Below are 20,460 nucleotides of genomic sequence, written 5' to 3' on the forward strand. Positions count from 1 at the left end.
TATACAAAAATTTTTCTTTTTTAGCTTTCCACAGGGAAAATAATTTATACAAATAAAAAAAGCGCCTTTTCGGCGCATCAATTATTTAACTCTTTTTTTCCCCTGTAACCATAAAAATTATCCACTCTCCAAGATTAGTCGCATGATCCGCAATTCTTTCTAAATATCTCCCTACAAAAAGCAGGGATGTAGCTTGGGAAATCGTCTTTGGATCCTGCATCATTATTAATAATAATTCTCTGAATATTTGGGAATATAAATGATCAATTACATCATCCGCTTCGCATACCTTCTTTGCAGCCTCAACATCTTCATTTACATATGCATCTAAAGCATCTTTTACCATATCCTTAGCAAGTTGAGCCATACGCGGAATATCTATTAAAGGTTTTATATATTCTTCAGCTAATAATCTGATAGTGGTTCTTGCAATATCTACAGCATTGTCCGACATTCTTTCTAAATCCGTCACTATTTTTACCCCTGTGAAAATAACCCTCAAATCCTTTGCCAGCGGATGCTGCCTTGCAATTAACTTGATACATTTGTCCTCTATTGAATGCTGCATGTTATCAACAATATCGTCATCCTCAATTACTTTTCTTGCCAATTTTTCGTCCTTTCTAACCAATGATTCTACTGCATTATAAATTTGCTGCTCCACCATGCTACCCATTTTCAAAATATCCTGTTGCAGGGCTTCCAATTCCTTATCAAATCCCGACCTCAAATTCGTCATATAATTTCCCTCCCATCGTATTTATCCGAAACGACCCGTAATGTAGTCCTCAGTCTTTTTATTTTTTGGATTATAAAAAATCTCTTCTGTTCGCCCGAATTCAACAAGTTCGCCACTTAAAAAGAAAGCTGTATAATCGGAAACTCTTCCTGCTTGCTGCATATTATGGGTTACAATAACAATAGTATAATTTTCTTTTAATTCCTCTATCAATTCTTCAATTTTCATTGTAGAAATAGGGTCAAGTGCCGAACAGGGTTCATCCATTAAAAGTACCTCAGGTTCAACGGCCAAAACCCGAGCAATACAAAGCCTCTGCTGCTGGCCGCCCGAAAGGCCTAAAGCTGAAATTTTAAGTCTATCTTTCACCTCATCCCAGAGAGCAGCTGCTTTCAGGCTTTTTTCTACTATCTCATCAAGTCTTGCTTTATCTCGTATACCGTGAACTCGAGGTCCATAGGCTACATTATCGTATATAGACATTGGAAAGGGATTGGGCTTTTGAAATACCATGCCCACCTTTTTTCTCAACTCCATCACATCCACATTAGGATTATAAATATCTGTATCATCCAGTAAGACCTTGCCCTCTACCTTGGCCCCCTCTATTAAATCATTCATTCTATTTAAAGTCCTCAAAAAAGTTGATTTCCCGCATCCTGACGGCCCTATAAAAGCAGTTACTTTTTTATGTTTAATAGTTAAATTGATATTTCTTAAGGCGTGAAACTTCCCATAATAAAAATTTAGATTTTCTACCTTGATTTTGTCTTCTATTTTAATCTCCTCCCTTTAAATAGTATATATTACATTTTAATTGAAGTATGTTAATTGAGATTTTACTGATTGTTAATTATTTGTGATGAGTTTTTAAATGAAATTATAAATTTGCTGCCCCTGTTTAATTCGCTTTCGACCTTTATTTCAGCGCCAAGAGCTTCCAAAAGGTGCTTTACAATGGCAAGGCCTATTCCCGTCCCGCCGCTTTCTCTTGTTCGGGCTTTATCTACTCTGTAAAACCTTTCAAAAATCCTCGGTATATCCTCCTCAGGTATTCCTATCCCTGTATCGCAGACTTTTATTAACACTTCTCCTTCTTTATTTTCAGCTTCTATCCAGACACTTCCCCCTTCGGGAGTGTATTTAACAGCGTTATCTATTAGATTTAAGAGAATCTGCATAAATTTATCCTTATCAGTAAAAATTTCTTCTACAGAGCTTTTATAATAAAATTTTAGCTTTTTTTCTTCAAAGCGCTTTTTAAAGAGAAAACCTAATTCTTCAAAAACATCTTTTAAACTTACTTTTTCTTTTTTTATTTTCAATTTACCTGCTTCTATTTCTGCAAGATTTAATAAGTCAATGATTAGCCTGTAAAGCCTCCCTACTTCAAAATCTATGATATTTAAAAACTTTAATGCAAGTTCTTCATTTTTATAAGCGCCTTCTAGCAAAGTCTCCGTAAAACCCTTAATAGAAGTAATGGGTGTTTTTAGCTCATGGGAAATATTTGCGATTAAATCAGTTTTTATTTTTTCCAAACCCTTTATAAAAGTCAAATCTTTAATCAACAATATGCAGCTTAAAACCCTTTGGTTTTCTTTAACCGGAATAATAATTACCTTATATGACCCTTCTTTTCGAATAAAATTTAAATTTACCTCTTTTATTTCTCCCGAATTTAGTGCGCATTCTACTTCTTTTATAAGCTCATAATTTCTTAAGATACTTAAAAGGTTTTTCCCTTTAATATTTTCTTGTGAAACACTTAAAAATTCTGATGCCTTTTTATTAACATAAAAAATCTTTGTACCGTTATATAGCAGTAAAATCCCTTCATCAATGGAATTTATAACCTCATAAAAATTTTCTTTGAGAAAAGAATGCTCTTCAAAAAGTTCTCGAAATCTCTTTCCTATTAAATTGACAGCATTACTTAAATCTCCCACCTCGTTTGACCATGGGTAATGCACAGTCCTTTCAAAATTTCCCAAAGAAAACTTTTGCAAAATATTTGTAATCTTGTTGATGGGAAATATAACTTTTTCTTTAAACTGAGAATACATCCGAATTAAATAATAAATATTTATTATTACCAAGCTAAAATGCAAAATAATGAGCAAAAATAATCTATTATTACTGATATAGTAACTTTTTAAAAAATTTCTGATTAAAGGGTATTCAAAGAAAATAAATCCTAAGAATAAGACAACCGTAATTATACCTTCTATTATAAAAAACAATTTTGACCCCTTTAAAAGCATTTAATGCCCCTTCCTTAAAATATTATTCTTCTTTAAATTTATATCCTACCCCCCTAACCGTTTCAATATAATTTGTCTCATCCGAATTTTCTTCAATTTTCTGCCTTAAATGCCTGATGTGAACATCTACCGTTCGCGTATCTCCGAGGTAATCATATCCCCAAATTTTTTCTAAGAGATAATCCCGCGAAAAAACCCTGCCGGGATTTAACGCAAAAAGTTTTAAAAGTTCAAATTCCTTTGGTGTAAGTTCTATCTTCTTCCCTTTTACGGTTACCTCATGTTTATCCACATCTATAATAATGTCTGAGATTTTGATTATTTTTTCGTTTTTATCCTTTTTGTCAGCCCTACGAAGCACAGCTTTTACCCTTGCAATCAATTCTCTAACACTAAAAGGCTTTGTTATATAATCATCGGCACCTATTTCTAAGCCAAGAATTTTATCTATCTCTTCGCTTTTTGCAGTGATTAAAATTATTGGTATATCAGAAGTTTCGTTTTTTCTCCTAATAATTTTACACAATTCAAATCCATCAACTCCCGGCAGCATAACATCCAAAAGAATTAGATCCAGATTTTCCGCTTTTATCATTTCAAGGACTCTTTCCCCATTGCAAGCTGTGATTACTTTAAATCCGTTATTTTCTAAATTAAATTTTATAAGTTCCAATATATTAGGCTCATCATCGACAACTAAAATCTTTTCATTAGCCATATTAATCCCCCTATCATCGCAATTCAAGCACAGCTACGAGGCTCCCAGCCTTTTCTTTTTCCCTTCTATAAGAAAATAAAAGATTTTCTTCACAATAAGTACAGTAACCGCTTCCCACAATGTTTTCTTCTTTTACACCTGCTTCAAAGAGGATGATTTTGTTAGCTAAAACAAGATCCATCATCCACCTGTCTTTGCCTTTATAATAAGAAAAATCACCCCAGTTGAAACTTTCCCTTTCAAAAGCTTTTATAACGGGCTCATCCACTTCAAAACAGCATTTCCCAATACAGGGGCCTATTCCCACAAGAAGGTTTTGAGGTTTTGTTCTAAAATGCTCCATCATTTTTAGAACCGTTTTCTTCCCAATTCTCTTAACTGTTCCACGCCAACCCGAATGGGCAAGGCCTATAGCAGGTCTTTCTTTGTCAAGAAAAAACAAAGGAACACAGTCGGCATAAAAAGTAACAAGAGCAACATTTTTTCTGTCAGTAATAAGGGCATCTTTCCCTTTAATATCCGACTCTTTAAAAATTCCTTTGCCTCTGTCTTCTTCAGTTGCAAAATATACTTCATCGCCATGTATCTGGTCAGAAAGCACAAGGTTTTCGGGATCTATTCCTAAAATTTCGCAAAAGATTTTAAAACTTAAAACAGCTTCATTTCTTTTCTCCAGTTTTTTAACAGCAAAGTTTAACGGCTTTGTTGAAAAACCGTGTCTTACAATTCCTGTTTCTTCAAAAGAAGGTATAATAAAGTAATTTATTCCCTTTTTTTCTTTTAATTCAAAAGGCATTTTTGCATCACCCGGTTGAATTTATTTTTCACATATTTTACATACAGCACATTTATTAGGGGTACAGGGTAATGTACTTTCCATTTTCGATGCTTTTTTATATTCTCTTTTGAGCAAATCCTTTTCAAAACCCATATTAATAAAATCCCATGGAAGTTCTTCGTCCAAATCGAAAACTTTGTATGCGTAGCAATATATGTCCTTCCCGTTAATGCTGATGTTTTTAAAATCCGAAGTTTTTCCTCCTTTTTCATAAGCTTTTAATATTAAAAATGCACTTTCTCTATCGCCTCTTGCAAGAGCTGCTTGCAATATTGATAATCGAGGGCTTTCATTCAATACATTTATACCCCATTGTTTCAAAGCGCTTTTCAGTTTTTTTATTCTTCCCCCTACAATATCTTCCTTTTCCATGCCGAACCATTGGAAGGGTGTAAAGGGTTTTGGTATAAAAGGACTTAAACTTATGGTGAGGTCTCCCATTTTATTGCCTATTTTCACCATAAATGATTTTAGGTTAATTAAAAAATTAATCATTTCATCTATATCGGAATCCTCTTCAGTAGGCATACCCAGCATATAATAGAGTTTCAAGTTTTGAATACCGAATTTAAAGGCATCCTCCGCTGCTTTGTAAACATGTTCTTCGCTGATTCCTTTATTGATAATTTTCCTAAGCCTTTCCGAACCAGCTTCTGGGGCAATGGTAAGGGTTTTGTGGTTGCTGAAGTAAAGCCCTTCGAGAAGAGGATAAACCAAGGAATCTGCCCTCAAAGAAGAAACCGAAAATTTTATATTTCTTCTTATTAACTCCGTTGACAGCCTTTCAATATCGGGGTAATCCGACACCGCAGCACCTACAAGGCCTATCTTGTTCGTAATTTTCTTTGCAAATTCTGCCCTTTCTAAAACCACTTCCAAACTTCTAACACGTGGGACCCTATAGCAGTAACCCGCCATGCAGAATCTGCAATTTCTCCCGCATCCGCGGGAAATTTCTATCAAAAACATGTCTTTAAATTCGTTATTTTTTGTAAATACCGCTGTTTCGGTTAAAAAATCATTCAGGTTTTTAATATAGCGCTTCTTTATTTTGCCTTGTTCCTTTTTGTAAAGTAAAGGAACATAAACCCCTTCTATCTCTGATAATAATTTTAATATTTCCTGCTTATTTTTTCCTACATTCTGTTCCATTACTTCCATTATTTCATGAATAACTTCCTCCCCTTCCCCTATCACAAAAAAATCAAAAAACAAAGATAGGGGTTCGGGATTAAATGTTACAGCAGGCCCACCTGCCATTATCAAAGGAAAATCTCTATTTTCTGCCAAAAGGGGTATTTTAGCAGCACTTAATACCTCAAGAATATTTAAATAATCCAACTCATAAGAAATCGAAAATCCTATTAAATCATAAGAAGAAAGCTCTTTTTGCGCTTCGATTGTAAATGGCTCAATACCTTTACCGTAATAAAAAGCTCTATGGCATAAAGAATCCCTTCTTTTATTTATTTCGCGGTAAATAGAATGAAAACCCAAATTTGTCATCCCGACACTATAATTATTTGGAAAAACCAAAGCTACATTAACTACAGTCGACCCGAATTCCTTAACTGGAATCAAAGGTATTTCTTCATCTTTTAATTGCTGCAGCTTTTTTTTAAATTCCCAGCGCAAAATTATTCCCCCTTTTAGTTTCCATTTAAATTATAAACCTTAGCAAAAAAAATAAAAAGGCTTTTAGAGCCTTTTAATATCCTTTTTTTAATGTTTCCTGATATTCCACAAGTATTACATCCTGCCCTATTTTTTTTACTTTTTCCCAAGGAATTTCAATGTCATCACTCCTCAGAAAAATATTAAACCCTTTAGAAATTGCAGGTAAAATCAAGGATTTGATTTTTCCTACATCGGTATCAATATCAATATCGACTATAAAGCCCATTTTTTTACCATCACAAACATTAATAACTTCCTTTTGCCTTAAATCGGTTGCTTTTAACATATAATTTCACCCCACTTGAATATTCTATATATAATTTATTAAACTTATCATCATAAAATGAGCAAAAAATAAAAAGCCCCTAATTTCAGGGCTTATTATTCTGAATTTGTTTGCATTACGACTTTTGTATTCGTTCTATTGTTATCAATCGTTAAATTCTTAGTATTATACGCAACCATAGTTTTTGGTGTTAGAAAATATATTGCCATTATAAATATTATCAAGCACAATGCTATTAATTTTTTTACCATTTCTGATCACTCCCGATTAAATATATTTTTTCATATGCTTAAGCGCAGATTTTTCAAGCCTTGAAACCTGTGCCTGAGAAATACCTATTTCGTGAGCAACTTCCATTTGAGTTTTGCCTTCAAAAAAGCGCATCATCAAAATCATCTTTTCCCTCTCATTTAACTTTTGCATTGCTTCTCTAATGGCTATACTTTTTAACCAGTTTTCATCCGTATTCTTATCATCACTTATTTGGTCCATAACAAAGATGGGATCTCCACCATCATGATATATTGGTTCAAATAACGAAACGGGCTCCTGTATTGCATCCAAAGCCAAAACTATTTCTTCCCTTGGTATTTCCATTTCTTCTGCTATTTCATTAATTGAAGGTTCCCTTGAATTTTTGTTTACAAGGTTATCCCTTATCTGTAAAGCTTTATAAGCTACGTCTCTTAATGAACGGCTTACTCTAATGGGATTATTGTCCCTCAGGTACCTCCTAATTTCTCCGATAATCATAGGCACAGCATAAGTTGAAAATTTTACATTTTGATTTAGGTCAAAATTATCAATAGCCTTCATGAGGCCAATACATCCAACTTGGAATAAATCATCCACATATTCTCCTCTATTGGTAAAGCGCTGTATAACGCTTAAAACCAATCTTAAATTGCCATATATTAATTTTTCGCGTGCTTCCTTGTCTCCATTCTTGGCCTTTATAAAAAGTTCTTTCATCTTACTGTTTGAAAGAACAGGCAGTTTGGAAGTATTCACCCCGCATATTTCCACTTTATTTAAACTCATAAAACTTCCCCCTATCTTTCTACTCTCTTATTTTAATTCTTGCCAGAGGGGGAAGTTTTTATGCACATTTTAAAAATTTACATCATCCTGACAATCTCTCTTTTTAACCTTTTTATAATCCTTTTTTCCAACCTGGAAATGTAAGATTGAGAAATTCCAAGGATCTCTGCCACTTCCTTTTGTGTTTTTTCTTTACCCCCGTTTAGCCCATAGCGAAGTTCCATAATCGAACGCTCTCTTTTAGGAAGTTTATTTAAAGCTATACATAACAATTCCCTTTCCACACCTTCTTCTATACTTTTATATATTAGTTCTCCATCAGTGCCAAGAATGTCTGATAACAATAGCTCATTGCCATCCCAGTCCGTATTTAGCGGTTCATCAATAGAAACTTCAATCGTATTTTTATTATTTCTCCTCAAATACATTAATATTTCATTTTCTATGCATTTTGAAGCATAAGTTGCAAGTTTTATCCTTTTTTTAGGATCATAGGTATTTATAGCTTTTATAAGCCCTATGGTACCTATGGAAATGAGATCTTCTATTGGACAATAGGTATTTTCAAACTTTCTGGCAATATATACCACCAATCTTAAATTCCTTTCAATAAGCACATTCCTTACTGAATTGTCGCCATCTTCTAATTTTTTTAAAAGTTGAGCTTCCTCCTCTACTGTTAAAGGCGGAGGCAAAGTTTCAGCACCAGTAATATAATAAACCGGTTTTTTATAAAATTTATTAAATTTCATTTTAATAAATTTTTTAATTCTATACACTAATCCTTTGTAAAAATCTATTATGTATTTAAACATAAACTACCCCCCATAGCTTTTATTTTTTATTTATATAAATTCACTATTTATTAAAGCCCGGTAACTCCCATCCGATGAAAGGCGTCCTTCAAATAAACCGAGTATGGCATTATCTAACATTGATGTTTTTTCGTCTTTATAAACTTTTAAAAAATCTATTCTAATACCTAACATAATGCCATTTAAATTCCCTATGGTTTTATAAGGGATTATTCTTATCCTTTTTTTAATATCTTCACTTAACTTGCTTATTAAACTATTATTATCACGATCGTCATAAATTTTTTTTATCAACATATAGTCTTGATAAGCCAATAATTCTCTCAATACCAGCAGTTCAACTATAACTACCGGAAACCCATTAATAGGGTCCGTTAATTCATGGCCTGTATCAATTAAAGCTTTTGTCCTCATACTTTTTTGGTCCACCCAAAACTCTATATCTACAATTATTTCTTCCCTGTTTACTTTTCTTAAAAACTTTGGCCAAACTTCTTTTAAAAAAAAGATGAGAAAAATCGAAGATAGCAGTAATAACCACCATTTTATTGAAATATTATTTATTAGAGAGTAATCTAATAAAAATTTGACATTAATTAAATAGTAAAAAGCTAAGGTTATGGCTCCTGCTAAAAAGGACATAAAAAGGAAAATTGAAACAAATTTTAAATACTCTGAAAAACTTGCGGGATTAAAACAAACAATTATTAAAACCACAGGTAAAATTACTTTTAATATCAAACTTAAAAACTTGAATTTAGTAGATAAAAAAATATCAATCAAAGCTAAGTTTCCCAGTAAAGCTCCAAAAAATAGTTTCCAAAAAACAACTTTTTTTTGAACAAGAACTGCTGTTGACCATAAAATTATAAAATTCATAAATAAATTTATTAAAAAAATGATATCTAAGTAAACAATCATTTTTTTCACCATACCCGGCTATAAAAAATTTATATTCACTGTGGGTTTAATTTATGATAAATTCTATCAACATTCTTTAAAAAAAATTGTCGGTTTTAATTTTGTCCAAAACAAAAAAGAGCGCATAAAGCGCTCTTTTTTTATCTTTTTCTCCCCCGCCTCAAAAAAGCGGGTATCTCAAGATCACCCTCATCAAAAGTAATATTTTCTACTTCCTCTGATTTTTGTAATTTTTCTTTTTGTTCAAAACCCGTTGCAATAACCGTTATTCTTATCTCATCCTGTAATTTTTCGTCGATTACTGCACCGAAAATTATATTTGCATCAGGGTCAGCAGCTGCCGATATAAATTCTGCTGCCTCATTTACTTCTAAAATACCCAAGTTGCTACTGCCTGTAATATTTAATAATACTCCCTTCGCTCCTTCAATTGACGTTTCAAGTAAGGGGCTCGATACAGCCTGTTTTGCAGCTTCTATCGCCCTATTTTCTCCCGTTCCTCTACCTATTCCCATATGAGCAAGACCCGTATCCATCATTATAGTTCTAACATCAGCAAAATCCAGATTAATTAAGCCGGGAACTGCAATAAGATCGGATATGCCCTGTACACCTTGTCTTAAAACATCATCTGCAATTCGAAAGGCTTCTAATATAGATGTCTTTTTCTCCGCAATGGACAAAAGCCTATCGTTCGGTATTGTGATGAGTGTATCTACACACGCTTTTAAGTTATTTATCCCCATCTCGGCATGGGCCATACGACGTCTACCTTCAAAAGTAAAAGGTTTTGTCACAACACCTACTGTCAATATTCCTAAGTTTTTTGAAATTTCTGCAACAACAGGTGCAGCTCCGGTACCGGTACCTCCACCCATTCCTGCAGTAATAAATATCATGTCCGCTCCTTTAATTGCTTCTTCAATCTCGGCTTTACTTTCTTCTGCCGCTTTTCTACCAATATCGGGATTTGCACCAGCACCAAGTCCTTTGGTCAATTTTTCGCCTATTTGTATTTTTTTATCAGCCTTAGACAAATAAAGAGCTTGAGCGTCCGTATTAATTGCAATAAATTCTACACCCTTAAGGCCCGCATCAATCATTCTATTTACCGCATTATTCCCTCCACCACCTATCCCGATAACCTTAATATTTGCAAATTGGTGTAAAGGAACATCAAACTCTAGCACTTTATTACCCCCTTGTGTTGCTAAAAATATTCTCTTAAAAACCTCTTTGCTCTTTCAATTAGAGAAATACCTGTCTTAGCTTTTTCTATATTTCTACCTTCATAATGTCTCTGTGAAGCTACACTATTGACTAAACCGAGACAAACATTAAAGGTTTGGTCATAACCGTACATTTCAGTTTTACCACCTCTCAGCGGTATTCCTAAAATCTTTTGGGCAAGGTCGATTGCTCCTTTAATATGCAGCAAGCCACTTCCTGATATTACTCCGCCTGCAGCCAATTTTATTTTCTGATCTTCAAAATCCAATTCCTTTTTTATTAAGCTAATTATTTCATGTACCCTTGGTTCTACTATTGAGGCTAACTCCTTCTGATTAATCTTTTTTGTTGTGCTTTCTCCGATACTTTGTATTTCTATATCTTGTTTTTCAGAAGCTAAGTTCTCCTGAGAGCAAGCATACCTTCGTTTTATCATCTCCGCTAAATTAAAGGGAAGCCTTAAACCTACAGCAATATCATTTGTAATATAGTCTCCTCCTATAGGTATAGTTGCGTATTTTAAAATATCATTCCCCTTAAAAACAGTGACTTCTGTAATTGTTGCACCAACATCTATCAAAGCAACACCCATTTCAATTTCATCCCGTGATAAAAGAATTTTCTTAAGTGCAAAAGGTTTTAATATTATGCTTTGAATAGATAGGTCTGCTCTTTGAAAACACCTTTGAATATTTTGCAGCACAGTTATAGGGGCAGTTACTATATACGAATCCACTTCAAGTCTTGTCCCAATCATTCCTATTGGATCATTTATACCTTCACAGCCATCGACAATAAATTCACGAGGAATCACTTGAACAACATCTCTATCAGGGGAAATTGCAAGAATTTTAGCTGCTTGTATAACCCTATCCACATCCTGCCCGGTAATTTCTCTCGTGCTTTTGGGTATCGCAACTACACCTTTATTTCTTAAAATATCCACATTTATCAAGGAAAGTCCTACTATTACTTCCTCTATTTTAACATTCGACATGACTTCAGCTTGATTTACCGCATCGGAAATTGACCTGGTTAAGCCTTCAATATTGATTACATTGCCTTTTTTTAAGTATGAAGATGGAGATATTCCATAACCTAAAATATCTATATTACCGGACTCCGTAATTTCTGTAACCAAACAGCAAACCTTTGAGCTTCCTAAATCAATCCCAGTTATTATCTCATTTCTTGCCAAACCTTCACCTCCCCTTCTTGGGTAGGCATATTAAATTAATTCCACATTTAAACGTATTTTCCTTTTTTTAAAATAATTATTTTTGATTTTTAAAAAATTTATCTAAAAATTCCCTGCGAATAATTGCCAAATTTTGAAATATCCTAACACCAAAAACAAAAATAGCAGCTAAATATATCGGAATACCTAATCTATCTCCCAAATAAGCTAAAAAACCGGCAAGTAAAGCATTTGTAAAAAATCCAGTTATAAAAATATAAATATCAAAATTATTTTCCCCTACAGCTTTTATGCCACCAAACACCGAATCCAACGCTGCAAGGACCGCAATTGAAACATAAGGTGCATAATACACAGGGATATAAATGGGATATATAAGGCCTATTATAATTCCTAATATCAATCCAATTAGAGGCAATAACATTTTTTACTCACCCGCTTTCTCAGGTACAAAATACTTGAATTGAATAGGACCGGTATAAGCAGGCATATAGATCTTTTCCTGCTTTTTTATTGTAACCTGAATTCCAAAAACTTGGAGGGATTCAATTATTCCTCCCCTCATTTTCATTGAACTTTCGAGATATTCAGGATCGCCAATTGCATTTATTGTAAAAGGAGGTGCCATTCTTATTGAATTTATTATAATTGTCGGCCCTACACATCTTATTTCAGTTGTAGCAATTATCCTCTGTCCGTTCACTGATACTGCTTCTGCCCCTGCTGCAAATAATTCATTTACAACCTTTAAAATATCCTCATCGTGAATTAGAAACAAATTTGGATCTTCTCCAGGCTGTCTTGGTACATTGCTATCATCTAAAATTATACTAATACCCGGTCCATACCCTCCAACAAGACCTGCCACCATTCTTGCTCTCAAAAGTTCTTTTTTCATTGCTTCAGTAACACCACTAATTTTTGATGCAGAATTTTCATATTCTGCAAGACGATTCCTTAACTCTTGAACTTCCCCTTGTAATTTTTCTTTCTCGTCCATTAAAGTTTTCAGCTGGGCAGTTAATTCCTGAACTCTTTGAAGAGATGTAATAGCACTCCCGCTTTTTTCTGTACTTCTAAACTGAGTTACCAGCATAAAACCCAATATAAAACAAATAATTGCAATCATAATATTTGCCTTTAACTTTTCTCTCATTTTACTTCCTCCTTAAGATTTAAAAAAAAGAAATTAATAGGGTCTAAAAACAGGTATATCCTGGTTTAAATCGATTTCTCCCTTCCCCCTATTGTTTTTTCTAATGTCTTCTAATATATTTGCAATCATTGTTAAATTTTCGGGCTTTAACCTATTTTGATTAAAACAAATTTTTATACCATCTATTGTATAAATATAAAAATCAGTGCCATCATTACCTTTTTCAACATGAATTTCGGCAATCTGATTCAATATAGGTAAAATTTCGTTTAATACATAAAGGGTATTAGTATACACAGTTTGTTCATCTTGAATTATGGGCATCTTCCCAATTTCTGCTTGCTTTATTGCAATACCTGTTATGATGGGTACTGAATAGTTTTTGATATCAGAGTCTATTTTTATTACATTGCCATAAGCATCCAAAAGCAAAAAATCAGTGTTAAAGGGTATTGCTGCTTTTACATCCCTTTCAGTAACTTTTACAATAACCGTATTTGGAAGTTTTAATGAAACCTTTACCTCTTTAAAAGGCAGGGAATTTATTAACGATTTTTCAATTAATTTAGGCCTGATGGTTAAAATATTTTTGTCTTTGAGATAAGATAACTTTTCTTCAATGAATTCGGTTTTTATATTATGATTTCCTGTAATTTCTATTTGTTCTACCTTCAAATACAGATTAGAGACCCAGTAAATTAATGTAATTATACAAAAAAAGGCCATCAGTCTCAATAGATTTTTAAGGTTATTCTTCTTTTTTTTGCCTTTGAGATTGTAAACTATCCTTTCCATAAAAAGGCTTGTCCTTCCTCCTTTTACAAAAAAGGGGTGAAATTTTAATCAATCCGTGTAATTTTTGCGCCTAAGTTTTGCAAATTTCTGTCAAAAGCTTCATAACCCCTCTCAATATGGCTCACGCCTTCCACAATTGTATTCCCCTCAGCACAAAGGCCTGCGATTACTAAAGCAGCTCCAGCCCTTAAATCTTTTGCTTCCACCACTGCCCCCGTTAGTTTTTTTACCCCCGTAATTATCGCTGTATTTCCATTTATTTTTATATTAGCGCCCATTCTCCTTAACTCCTCTGCATGCTTAAACCTGTTCTCAAAAATAGTTTCAATAATTACTGAAGTGCCTTCAGCTATTGACAAAAGAGCCATCATAGGAGCTTGCAAGTCAGTAGGAAATCCGGGATAAGGAAGGGTCCGCAGATTTTCCAAAGCTTTAAGAGGTCCTTCGATAAAAATTTCAACCTTATCTTCATAAGCATTAATATTGCATCCCATCTCCTTCATTTTTGCCAAAAGGGGTTCGATGTGTTCAACAATAACGTTTTCTAATAGTATATGCCCCTTTGTAGCTGCGCAGGCTATAAGATATGTCCCAGCAGCAATCCTATCAGGTATGACTGTGTAGTCATCAACAGGTTTCAAATCTTCTATTTTACAACCTTCTATCTTTATCGTATCTGTTCCAGCCCCTCTTATCTGGCAACCCATTCTATTTAGAAAATTCTGTAATTCGACAATTTCCGGTTCTTTTGCTGCATTTCTAATAACTGTTCTACCCTCAGCAAGAGCAGCTGCTATCATTAAATTTTCTGTAGCTCCTACACTTGGAAAATCAAGATGAATATCGCTTCCCTTAAGTTTTTTAGCTTCAGCGGTAATAAAACCATAACCTTCTTGAATTTCAACACCCAGGGCAGCAAGACCCTTTAAGTGAAGATCTATAGGCCTTGGCCCTATTTCGCATCCTCCCGGATAGGATACTTTTACTTTGCCAAATTTTGCAAGAAGAGGACCCATCAATACAATAGAAGAACGCATTTTCCTCATTAGGACTTCCGGAACTTCCCAGTTGTTTACACCCGATGTATCTACAAACACTCCTTCGTTTATTCTTAAAACCTTTGCACCGAGTATCCTCAAAATACTCATCATTACCGAAATATCTATTATATCAGGTACGTTTTTTATAACATTCTTATTAGAATTCAATATTGTTGCAGCTAAAATAGGAAGACTTGCATTTTTTGAACCCTGAACTTTTAGTTTTCCTTCCAATCTGTTGCCCCCGTTTATCAAAAAGGCCCCCATTTATTTTCACCTCCGCATATAAGCGGAAACCAAAATTAACTTACATCCCGTATGGTCATTTTCATGGCTTTGTAAAGTTCATGAGAAACCTTGTTAATATCTCCTGCACCAATCGTTATAACTAAGTCGCCAGGAACTAATTTATATAACAAATAATCAACCACTTCTTCTTTTTTTTCAATATACTTTACATTTACATTATTTTTATTTAACGCACTTACAATCAGCTCGGAAGATACATTGGGAATCGGTTCTTCTCCTGCACTATAAAGTTTTGTAACGATAACTTCATCAGCATCAAAAAACGCAGTGCCAAATTCTTCTGCTAATAACTTAGTCCTTGTATACCTATGAGGCTGAAAAATTGCATATATCTTTCTAGGGTTTAAAAGCCTTGCAGTTTTTAACACAACTTTGATCTCTGTAGGATGGTGGGCATAATCATCAAAAATTTTTACTCCATTAACCTCCCCAATATTTTGGAACCTTCTCTGAGCTCCTCTAAAATTTTTCAAAGCAGATGCAATATCTTTAATATCTATTCCAAGCTGATGGCCAATTCCAACAGCTGCCGTTGCATTATATACATTATGAATCCCAGGAACATTTAGTTCTATATCTCCTAAAAACTTTTCTTTATAATAAACTGCAAATATTGAAGAAATGCCTTTAAGTACAATATCTTTCGGCATATAATCGGCATTGTATTTTATTCCGTAAGTGAAAATTTTCTTTTTTATGTTGGGTATAATATCCCTTACATTTTCATTGTCGACGCACAAAAAAGCGAAACCATCATCCTTAATATTCTCTATAAATTTTACAAAAGCCTTTTTCATATTATCCATGTTTTTATAATAGTCTAAGTGGTCGTTCTCGATATTTGTAACTACGGCTATAAAAGGATTTAGCTTTAAGAAAGAACCGTCACTTTCATCAGCTTCAGCGACAAGATACTCGCCGCTTCCTAAAACAGCATTCCCGCCTATGTCATTCAATTCACCGCCGATGAGCACAGTTGGTTGATACCCATTTTTATCAAGCATTAAAGAAATCATTGATGTTGTAGTTGTCTTTCCATGTGCTCCAGAAATGGCTATACCTTTCTTATGATTCATAAGTATACTCAATATATCTGCTCTATGAAGTATTGGAATATTTTGTTTTATAGCTTCAATATATTCAGGATTATTGGTAGGAATTGCAGAAGATACTACCACTAATTCTGCGCCAATGACATTTTCCGAATTATGCCCTATAAAAACCTTTGCCCCTTGATTCTGAAGTTTATTTAAGATTTCAGAATATTTAATGTCAGAACCTGATACTTCATACCCCATTTCTAGAAGTATTTTTGCTATAGCACTCATGCCAGAACCGCCAATTCCTATAAAATGAATACGTTTATAATTGCCGAGCAAAACCCTTCTCTCCTTCCGCTGTTCAGTTGATAAACTTTATATTTAATATAATATGCTTCAAATTTTATTCTTGTTACCATTAAAAAACCTTGCCAAAATGCACATTTTTTTAATTTATACTACCATAACAGAGCATTTTTAAGTATAGGAAATAAAATACCTTTTTTTAGGACAAAAGTCCTACAGCAATATCAACAATTTTGTTTAAGGCATCGGGTTTACCTAATTTTTTGCTGGCCTCTGACATAATCCTGTATTTTTCTTTGTCGTTAAGAATTTGCATTATATATTCGTACAATATATTACCGCTTAAAAGCCTTTCTTCTATCACTAATGCTGCATTATTTTTTTCTAAATATCTTGCGTTAAAATCTTGATGGTTATCTGCAGCAGTAGGCAAAGGAATTAAAATTGCAGGCTTGCCACATGCAGTTATTTCTGAAATTGTTATGGCTCCTGCCCGAGATACAACCAAATCAGCACATGCCAATGCATCATGCATGTTATAAAGGTATGGCTTTATTTTAATGTACCCTAACCTCTCCCAATTTATTCCTCTTAATTCCATGTCCTTTAAAAATCTTTCGTAATTTTTCTGACCAGTGATATGAAGTAGTTGAAAATCTTCTCTGTCTTTTATTAATTCTATAAGTTCTATTACCGCTTCATTGAGTTTTTTTGCGCCCTGGCTTCCTCCAAAAGAAAGCACCACAGGGATGCCGTGTTTTAAATTTAAATTTTTTAAAGCCACCTTTTTATCCGCAGAAATTATTTCAGGCCTGACTGGATTACCCGTTAAAATACATTTGCTTGAAGGAAAATATTTTACCGATTCTATAAAACTTATAGCTATCTTGTCCACAAACCTTCCGAGAATTCTATTTGTAATACCTGGTTTAACATTTTGTTCATGAATTAATGTGGGTATACCCATAAGGGTTGCAAAAAAAACAACGGGACCAGCAACATAACCGCCCGTACCAATCACCAGTTGGGGTTTTTCTTTCTTTAAAATTCTAATAGAGTCAATACCTCCAACAAACATTTCTTTAAAAGATAAAAAAGTATCAAAAGAAAGTTTTCTTTTGAACCCTCTTACCTTTATTTTTTCTAATCTAAATCCCGCTTTAGGTACAAGGTCCATCTCCATTCCTCTTTCGGTACCTACAAAAACTATTTCAACATCTCTCATCTTTTCTTTCAAACCTTTTGCAATTGCAATAGCAGGATATATATGTCCTCCTGTTCCGCCTCCTGCAAACAGTACCTTTTTGCTCATGATAACTATGCCTCCGTAAACCTCGAGATATTTAAAAGAATTCCTGCCTCAGCAAGGGTCATAACAAGGGAAGAACCACCATAGCTTATAAAGGGCAGTGGCATACCAGTAACCGGCAATGATGCCGTTACTACAGCCACATGAATCAAAAATTGAATTGCAATCTGACAGGTAATACCTGTAGCTAAAAATTTTCCAAAAGCATCGGGCGAATTTATAGCAATTTTAAAACCCCTCCAAATTAAAATCGCAAAAACAACTATAACAAAAACTGCACCAATAAAACCTAATTCCTCTCCTATTATAGCAAAAATAAAATCTGTTTGCGGTTCTGGAAGATAGAAAAATTTTTGCTTGCTATGACCCAATCCTACTCCTAAAAGTCCTCCCGAACTTAATGCAAAAAGGGATTGTATTATATGATAACCCTTTCCCCTTATATCTTCCCACGGGTTTAGGAAGGATGTCAGCCTCCTTACCCTATATTCTTTTCCTAAAGCCAACTTAACAGCCAATACAGCACCGCCTGCTATTAAAACTAATATGTGTGTAAATCTCATACCGGCAACAAAGAGTAACATTAATGTTAAAATAGCTATGACAACCGTTGCAGAAAGATGAGGTTCAATAAGAACCAGTGCACATGTAGAAGCCATAATTAATAAAACCGGCAGAATACCTTTAAAAAAATTATCAATAGAGTCTATCCGTTTTTCCAAAAAATATGAAAAATATATAATTAACGCTAACTTAGATACTTCTGAAGGCTGGACTGAAAAAAAACCTACCCCAATCCACCTTCTTGCATCATTTATTTTTACTCCGATACCTGGAACCAAAACTAAAACTAACAAAACATAGCTTATTATAAGCAAAGGAAAAGCAATTTTTTTAATTCTTCTATAATCAAAATTCAAAAAGTAAACCAAGGCTATTATTCCAAACAAAGACCAAAGAAGCTGTTTTTTTAAGAAATACATGCTATCTTTATAAACATAATAAGCCCATGCACTGCTCGAGCTAAATACCATAACTATTCCAAAACAAAGAAGAATGAGAACGCAAATTAATACAGTAAAATCAGGAGGCCTTTTGTATTTCATTTTTTTACCTCCTTAAATTTTTTCTGTTATGTCAAATTAAGGTATCAAAATTACATACCAATAACCTATAAAACATTGAAACTAAAAGTTTTTTAGAAAAAAGAAGGATTCCCCCCTCTTGGTGTCGTAGGTAGTAGTTGCCAAAAACAAATACCATCAACCCAAAAGAAGGAGGGAATCCTTAATTTATGTTTCGACAACCACTACCTGTTTTCCTCTTAACTTCTTTATTAAATTTTTTACTCAAAATCTTCCTCTTTACTGCTAAACATTTTAAAGTCGATATTGAACCTCCTGCTGAACTTAAATCTTCTACTTACAAAATCTTGTCTCCCTTAAAAGACCCTTTGCCTATTGTAGAGAAAAAAGATTACAGGGAAATTCTCGCTGAAGCTGAAGCAGCTGGTAAGCCTATTTCTCCTGTTAGACGTATTAAACCACTTAGTGTCGATATCGACAAGTGTCCTGTTTGCGGCGCTCCCGCTGAATACCTTTATAGTTTCGGTAAAGACCCTGAAGGCTTTCAAAAGCTTCAGTGTAAAGTGTGTAAACACCAGTGGGCTCCCGGTAAGCCTGCTCCTAAAAAGTCTCATCCTACTTATCGATGCCCTCTCTGCGGCTATGCTCTCATAAAGGTTAAAACCAGAAAAAATTTCTCCGTATTTAAATGCTGTAATGATAATTGCCCTAAGTGGCTTAACCACAGAAAAAGATACCGCTTCAGGGCTTTTGATGTTAATTTTGAGGAACTCTCATGTTCTTCCCCAACTGCTGCTCCCGTTAATCTCGCTAATAGTCGCTTCAGCTCTTTCTTAATTGCCCAATGCGTCAATTTTTACGTTGGCCTCGGACTTTCTTTACGTCAGACTGTTTTTGCTGTAAAGCATATATGGCAAGTTCAGATTTCTTATGAAACTGTCCATAATTGGGTGGTTTCTTTAGCCTCTAAGCTTGCTCCTTTTGTTAGGTCTATCCATCTCCCTTTGTCAGGTATTGTCGTTATTGATGAAACTTACATAAAGGTTAAAGGTAAATGGCATTACCTTTTTACTGCTTTCGATGGCCTGAGAGGTTTCATAATATCCCAGCACCTTTCTCCTCATAGAGATGCTTTGGCTGCTTTAACTATCCTTAAAGAGGTTATTGAACGTTACAATAACCGTGAATTTATCCTCGTTACCGATAAAGCTCCTATTTATGAGGTCGCTGTTTATTCTGCTTCGGTCTTCTTTAATGCCAGTATCCGTCATCGTCCCGTGCTGGGAATTTCTATACCGCCAGGCGGTGATCCACATACCTACAGGCCATACAAAAACCGTATAGAGCGCTTATTTGGTTCATATAAAGCCCATTACAAGCGTCATAAATCCTTTAGTTCCTTTGAAGGTGCTGTGGCTCACGCACTGCTGTATCAGCTATATTACAATCACTTGAAGCCCCATGATGCTTGCAATGGTGATGTGCCTGTTCCCCTTATTGATAAAAAGGGTAGACAGGTCGATAATTGGGCAAAACTGATTCAGTGGTTTATTGAGTCCTATAAAGCTTAAATATATCTTGACAGGTTTTATTCGGTAAATTAGACTGATGTTTAAATACAGTCTTTTTACCTTAAGGGTGAAGTATGCCTTTTTTCCCATTAAAACTCAGTAATTATTTTCAATAACTACGT

At 34.2% G+C, this 20,460-nt stretch carries 20 protein-coding genes; 1 reads left to right on the forward strand and 19 read right to left on the reverse strand.

The genetic code is table 11. From position 1 onward, the window contains the following. Positions 1–85 precede the first annotated feature (85 nt). The 19 genes from phoU to spoVE form a co-directional block, all read right to left on the reverse strand. Positions 86–739, reverse strand: coding sequence for a phosphate signaling complex protein PhoU (gene phoU / locus ACPLVF_RS05810; protein WP_424906887.1), 654 nt, complete (start codon positions 737–739; stop codon positions 86–88). Between the two features lie 21 nt (positions 740–760). Next, complete coding sequence (pstB, locus tag ACPLVF_RS05815; RefSeq protein ID WP_424906906.1) at positions 761–1,516, reverse strand: phosphate ABC transporter ATP-binding protein PstB; 756 nt, start codon at positions 1,514–1,516, stop codon at positions 761–763. Between the two features lie 62 nt (positions 1,517–1,578). Further along, the gene (locus ACPLVF_RS05820) at positions 1,579–3,003 is read right to left on the reverse strand and encodes an ATP-binding protein (RefSeq protein WP_424906888.1); all 1,425 of its coding nucleotides are present in this window, start codon (positions 3,001–3,003) and stop codon (positions 1,579–1,581) included. A 22-nt stretch (positions 3,004–3,025) separates the two neighbouring features. Next, on the reverse strand, positions 3,026–3,721 hold the full coding sequence (locus ACPLVF_RS05825; protein ID WP_424906889.1) for a response regulator transcription factor: 696 nt from the start codon (positions 3,719–3,721) through the stop codon (positions 3,026–3,028). Positions 3,722–3,734: 13 nt separating this feature from the next. Continuing rightward, entirely contained in the window at positions 3,735–4,517 is a 783-nt protein-coding gene (pgeF, locus tag ACPLVF_RS05830) for a peptidoglycan editing factor PgeF (protein WP_424906890.1), read from the reverse strand. Positions 4,518–4,538: 21 nt separating this feature from the next. Then, a complete protein-coding gene (locus ACPLVF_RS05835; protein ID WP_424906891.1) occupies positions 4,539–6,194 on the reverse strand; it encodes a radical SAM protein in 1,656 nt (551 codons plus the stop codon). Positions 6,195–6,267: 73 nt separating this feature from the next. Further along, positions 6,268–6,522, reverse strand: coding sequence for a YlmC/YmxH family sporulation protein (locus ACPLVF_RS05840; RefSeq protein ID WP_424906892.1), 255 nt, complete (start codon positions 6,520–6,522; stop codon positions 6,268–6,270). Positions 6,523–6,789: 267 nt separating this feature from the next. Then, positions 6,790–7,563, reverse strand: a complete 774-nt coding sequence (gene sigG / locus ACPLVF_RS05845; RefSeq protein WP_424906893.1) for an RNA polymerase sporulation sigma factor SigG — start codon at positions 7,561–7,563, stop codon at positions 6,790–6,792. A gap of 77 nt (positions 7,564–7,640) precedes the next feature. Further along, positions 7,641–8,315, reverse strand: coding sequence for an RNA polymerase sporulation sigma factor SigE (sigE, locus tag ACPLVF_RS05850; protein ID WP_424906907.1), 675 nt, complete (start codon positions 8,313–8,315; stop codon positions 7,641–7,643). 93 nt (positions 8,316–8,408) lie between these two features. After that, complete coding sequence (locus ACPLVF_RS05855; RefSeq protein ID WP_424906894.1) at positions 8,409–9,311, reverse strand: sigma-E processing peptidase SpoIIGA; 903 nt, start codon at positions 9,309–9,311, stop codon at positions 8,409–8,411. Positions 9,312–9,439: 128 nt separating this feature from the next. After that, positions 9,440–10,489 (reverse strand): cell division protein FtsZ, encoded by a 1,050-nt coding sequence (ftsZ, locus tag ACPLVF_RS05860; protein WP_424906895.1) that lies wholly within the window; start codon positions 10,487–10,489, stop codon positions 9,440–9,442. A 20-nt stretch (positions 10,490–10,509) separates the two neighbouring features. Continuing rightward, positions 10,510–11,727: a cell division protein FtsA gene (ftsA, locus tag ACPLVF_RS05865; protein ID WP_424906896.1), complete on the reverse strand. Its 1,218-nt coding sequence runs from the start codon at positions 11,725–11,727 to the stop codon at positions 10,510–10,512. A 76-nt stretch (positions 11,728–11,803) separates the two neighbouring features. After that, positions 11,804–12,151 carry a small basic family protein gene (locus ACPLVF_RS05870; protein WP_424906897.1) on the reverse strand — a complete coding sequence of 116 codons (348 nt, stop codon included), beginning with the start codon at positions 12,149–12,151 and terminating at the stop codon, positions 11,804–11,806. Positions 12,152–12,154: 3 nt separating this feature from the next. Beyond that, complete coding sequence (locus ACPLVF_RS05875; RefSeq protein WP_424906898.1) at positions 12,155–12,883, reverse strand: DUF881 domain-containing protein; 729 nt, start codon at positions 12,881–12,883, stop codon at positions 12,155–12,157. A gap of 33 nt (positions 12,884–12,916) precedes the next feature. Further along, a complete protein-coding gene (locus ACPLVF_RS05880; protein WP_424906899.1) occupies positions 12,917–13,678 on the reverse strand; it encodes a cell division protein FtsQ/DivIB in 762 nt (253 codons plus the stop codon). Between the two features lie 44 nt (positions 13,679–13,722). Next, positions 13,723–14,985, reverse strand: a complete 1,263-nt coding sequence (murA, locus tag ACPLVF_RS05885) for a UDP-N-acetylglucosamine 1-carboxyvinyltransferase (protein WP_424906900.1) — start codon at positions 14,983–14,985, stop codon at positions 13,723–13,725. 35 nt (positions 14,986–15,020) lie between these two features. Beyond that, positions 15,021–16,406, reverse strand: a complete 1,386-nt coding sequence (murC, locus tag ACPLVF_RS05890; RefSeq protein ID WP_424906901.1) for a UDP-N-acetylmuramate--L-alanine ligase — start codon at positions 16,404–16,406, stop codon at positions 15,021–15,023. A gap of 166 nt (positions 16,407–16,572) precedes the next feature. Then, positions 16,573–17,685: an undecaprenyldiphospho-muramoylpentapeptide beta-N-acetylglucosaminyltransferase gene (murG, locus tag ACPLVF_RS05895; RefSeq protein ID WP_424906902.1), complete on the reverse strand. Its 1,113-nt coding sequence runs from the start codon at positions 17,683–17,685 to the stop codon at positions 16,573–16,575. Between the two features lie 5 nt (positions 17,686–17,690). Beyond that, on the reverse strand, positions 17,691–18,788 hold the full coding sequence (spoVE, locus tag ACPLVF_RS05900; protein ID WP_424906903.1) for a stage V sporulation protein E: 1,098 nt from the start codon (positions 18,786–18,788) through the stop codon (positions 17,691–17,693). Between the two features lie 188 nt (positions 18,789–18,976). On the opposite strand from spoVE, the gene ACPLVF_RS05905 reads away from it, so the two are divergent. Next, the gene (locus ACPLVF_RS05905) at positions 18,977–20,338 is read left to right on the forward strand and encodes an IS6 family transposase (protein ID WP_424906904.1); all 1,362 of its coding nucleotides are present in this window, start codon (positions 18,977–18,979) and stop codon (positions 20,336–20,338) included. Positions 20,339–20,460: the final 122 nt, after the last annotated feature.

The sequence above is a fragment of the Thermovenabulum sp. genome (assembly GCF_049701175.1).
GTDB lineage: Bacteria > Bacillota > Thermosediminibacteria > Thermosediminibacterales > Thermosediminibacteraceae > Thermovenabulum.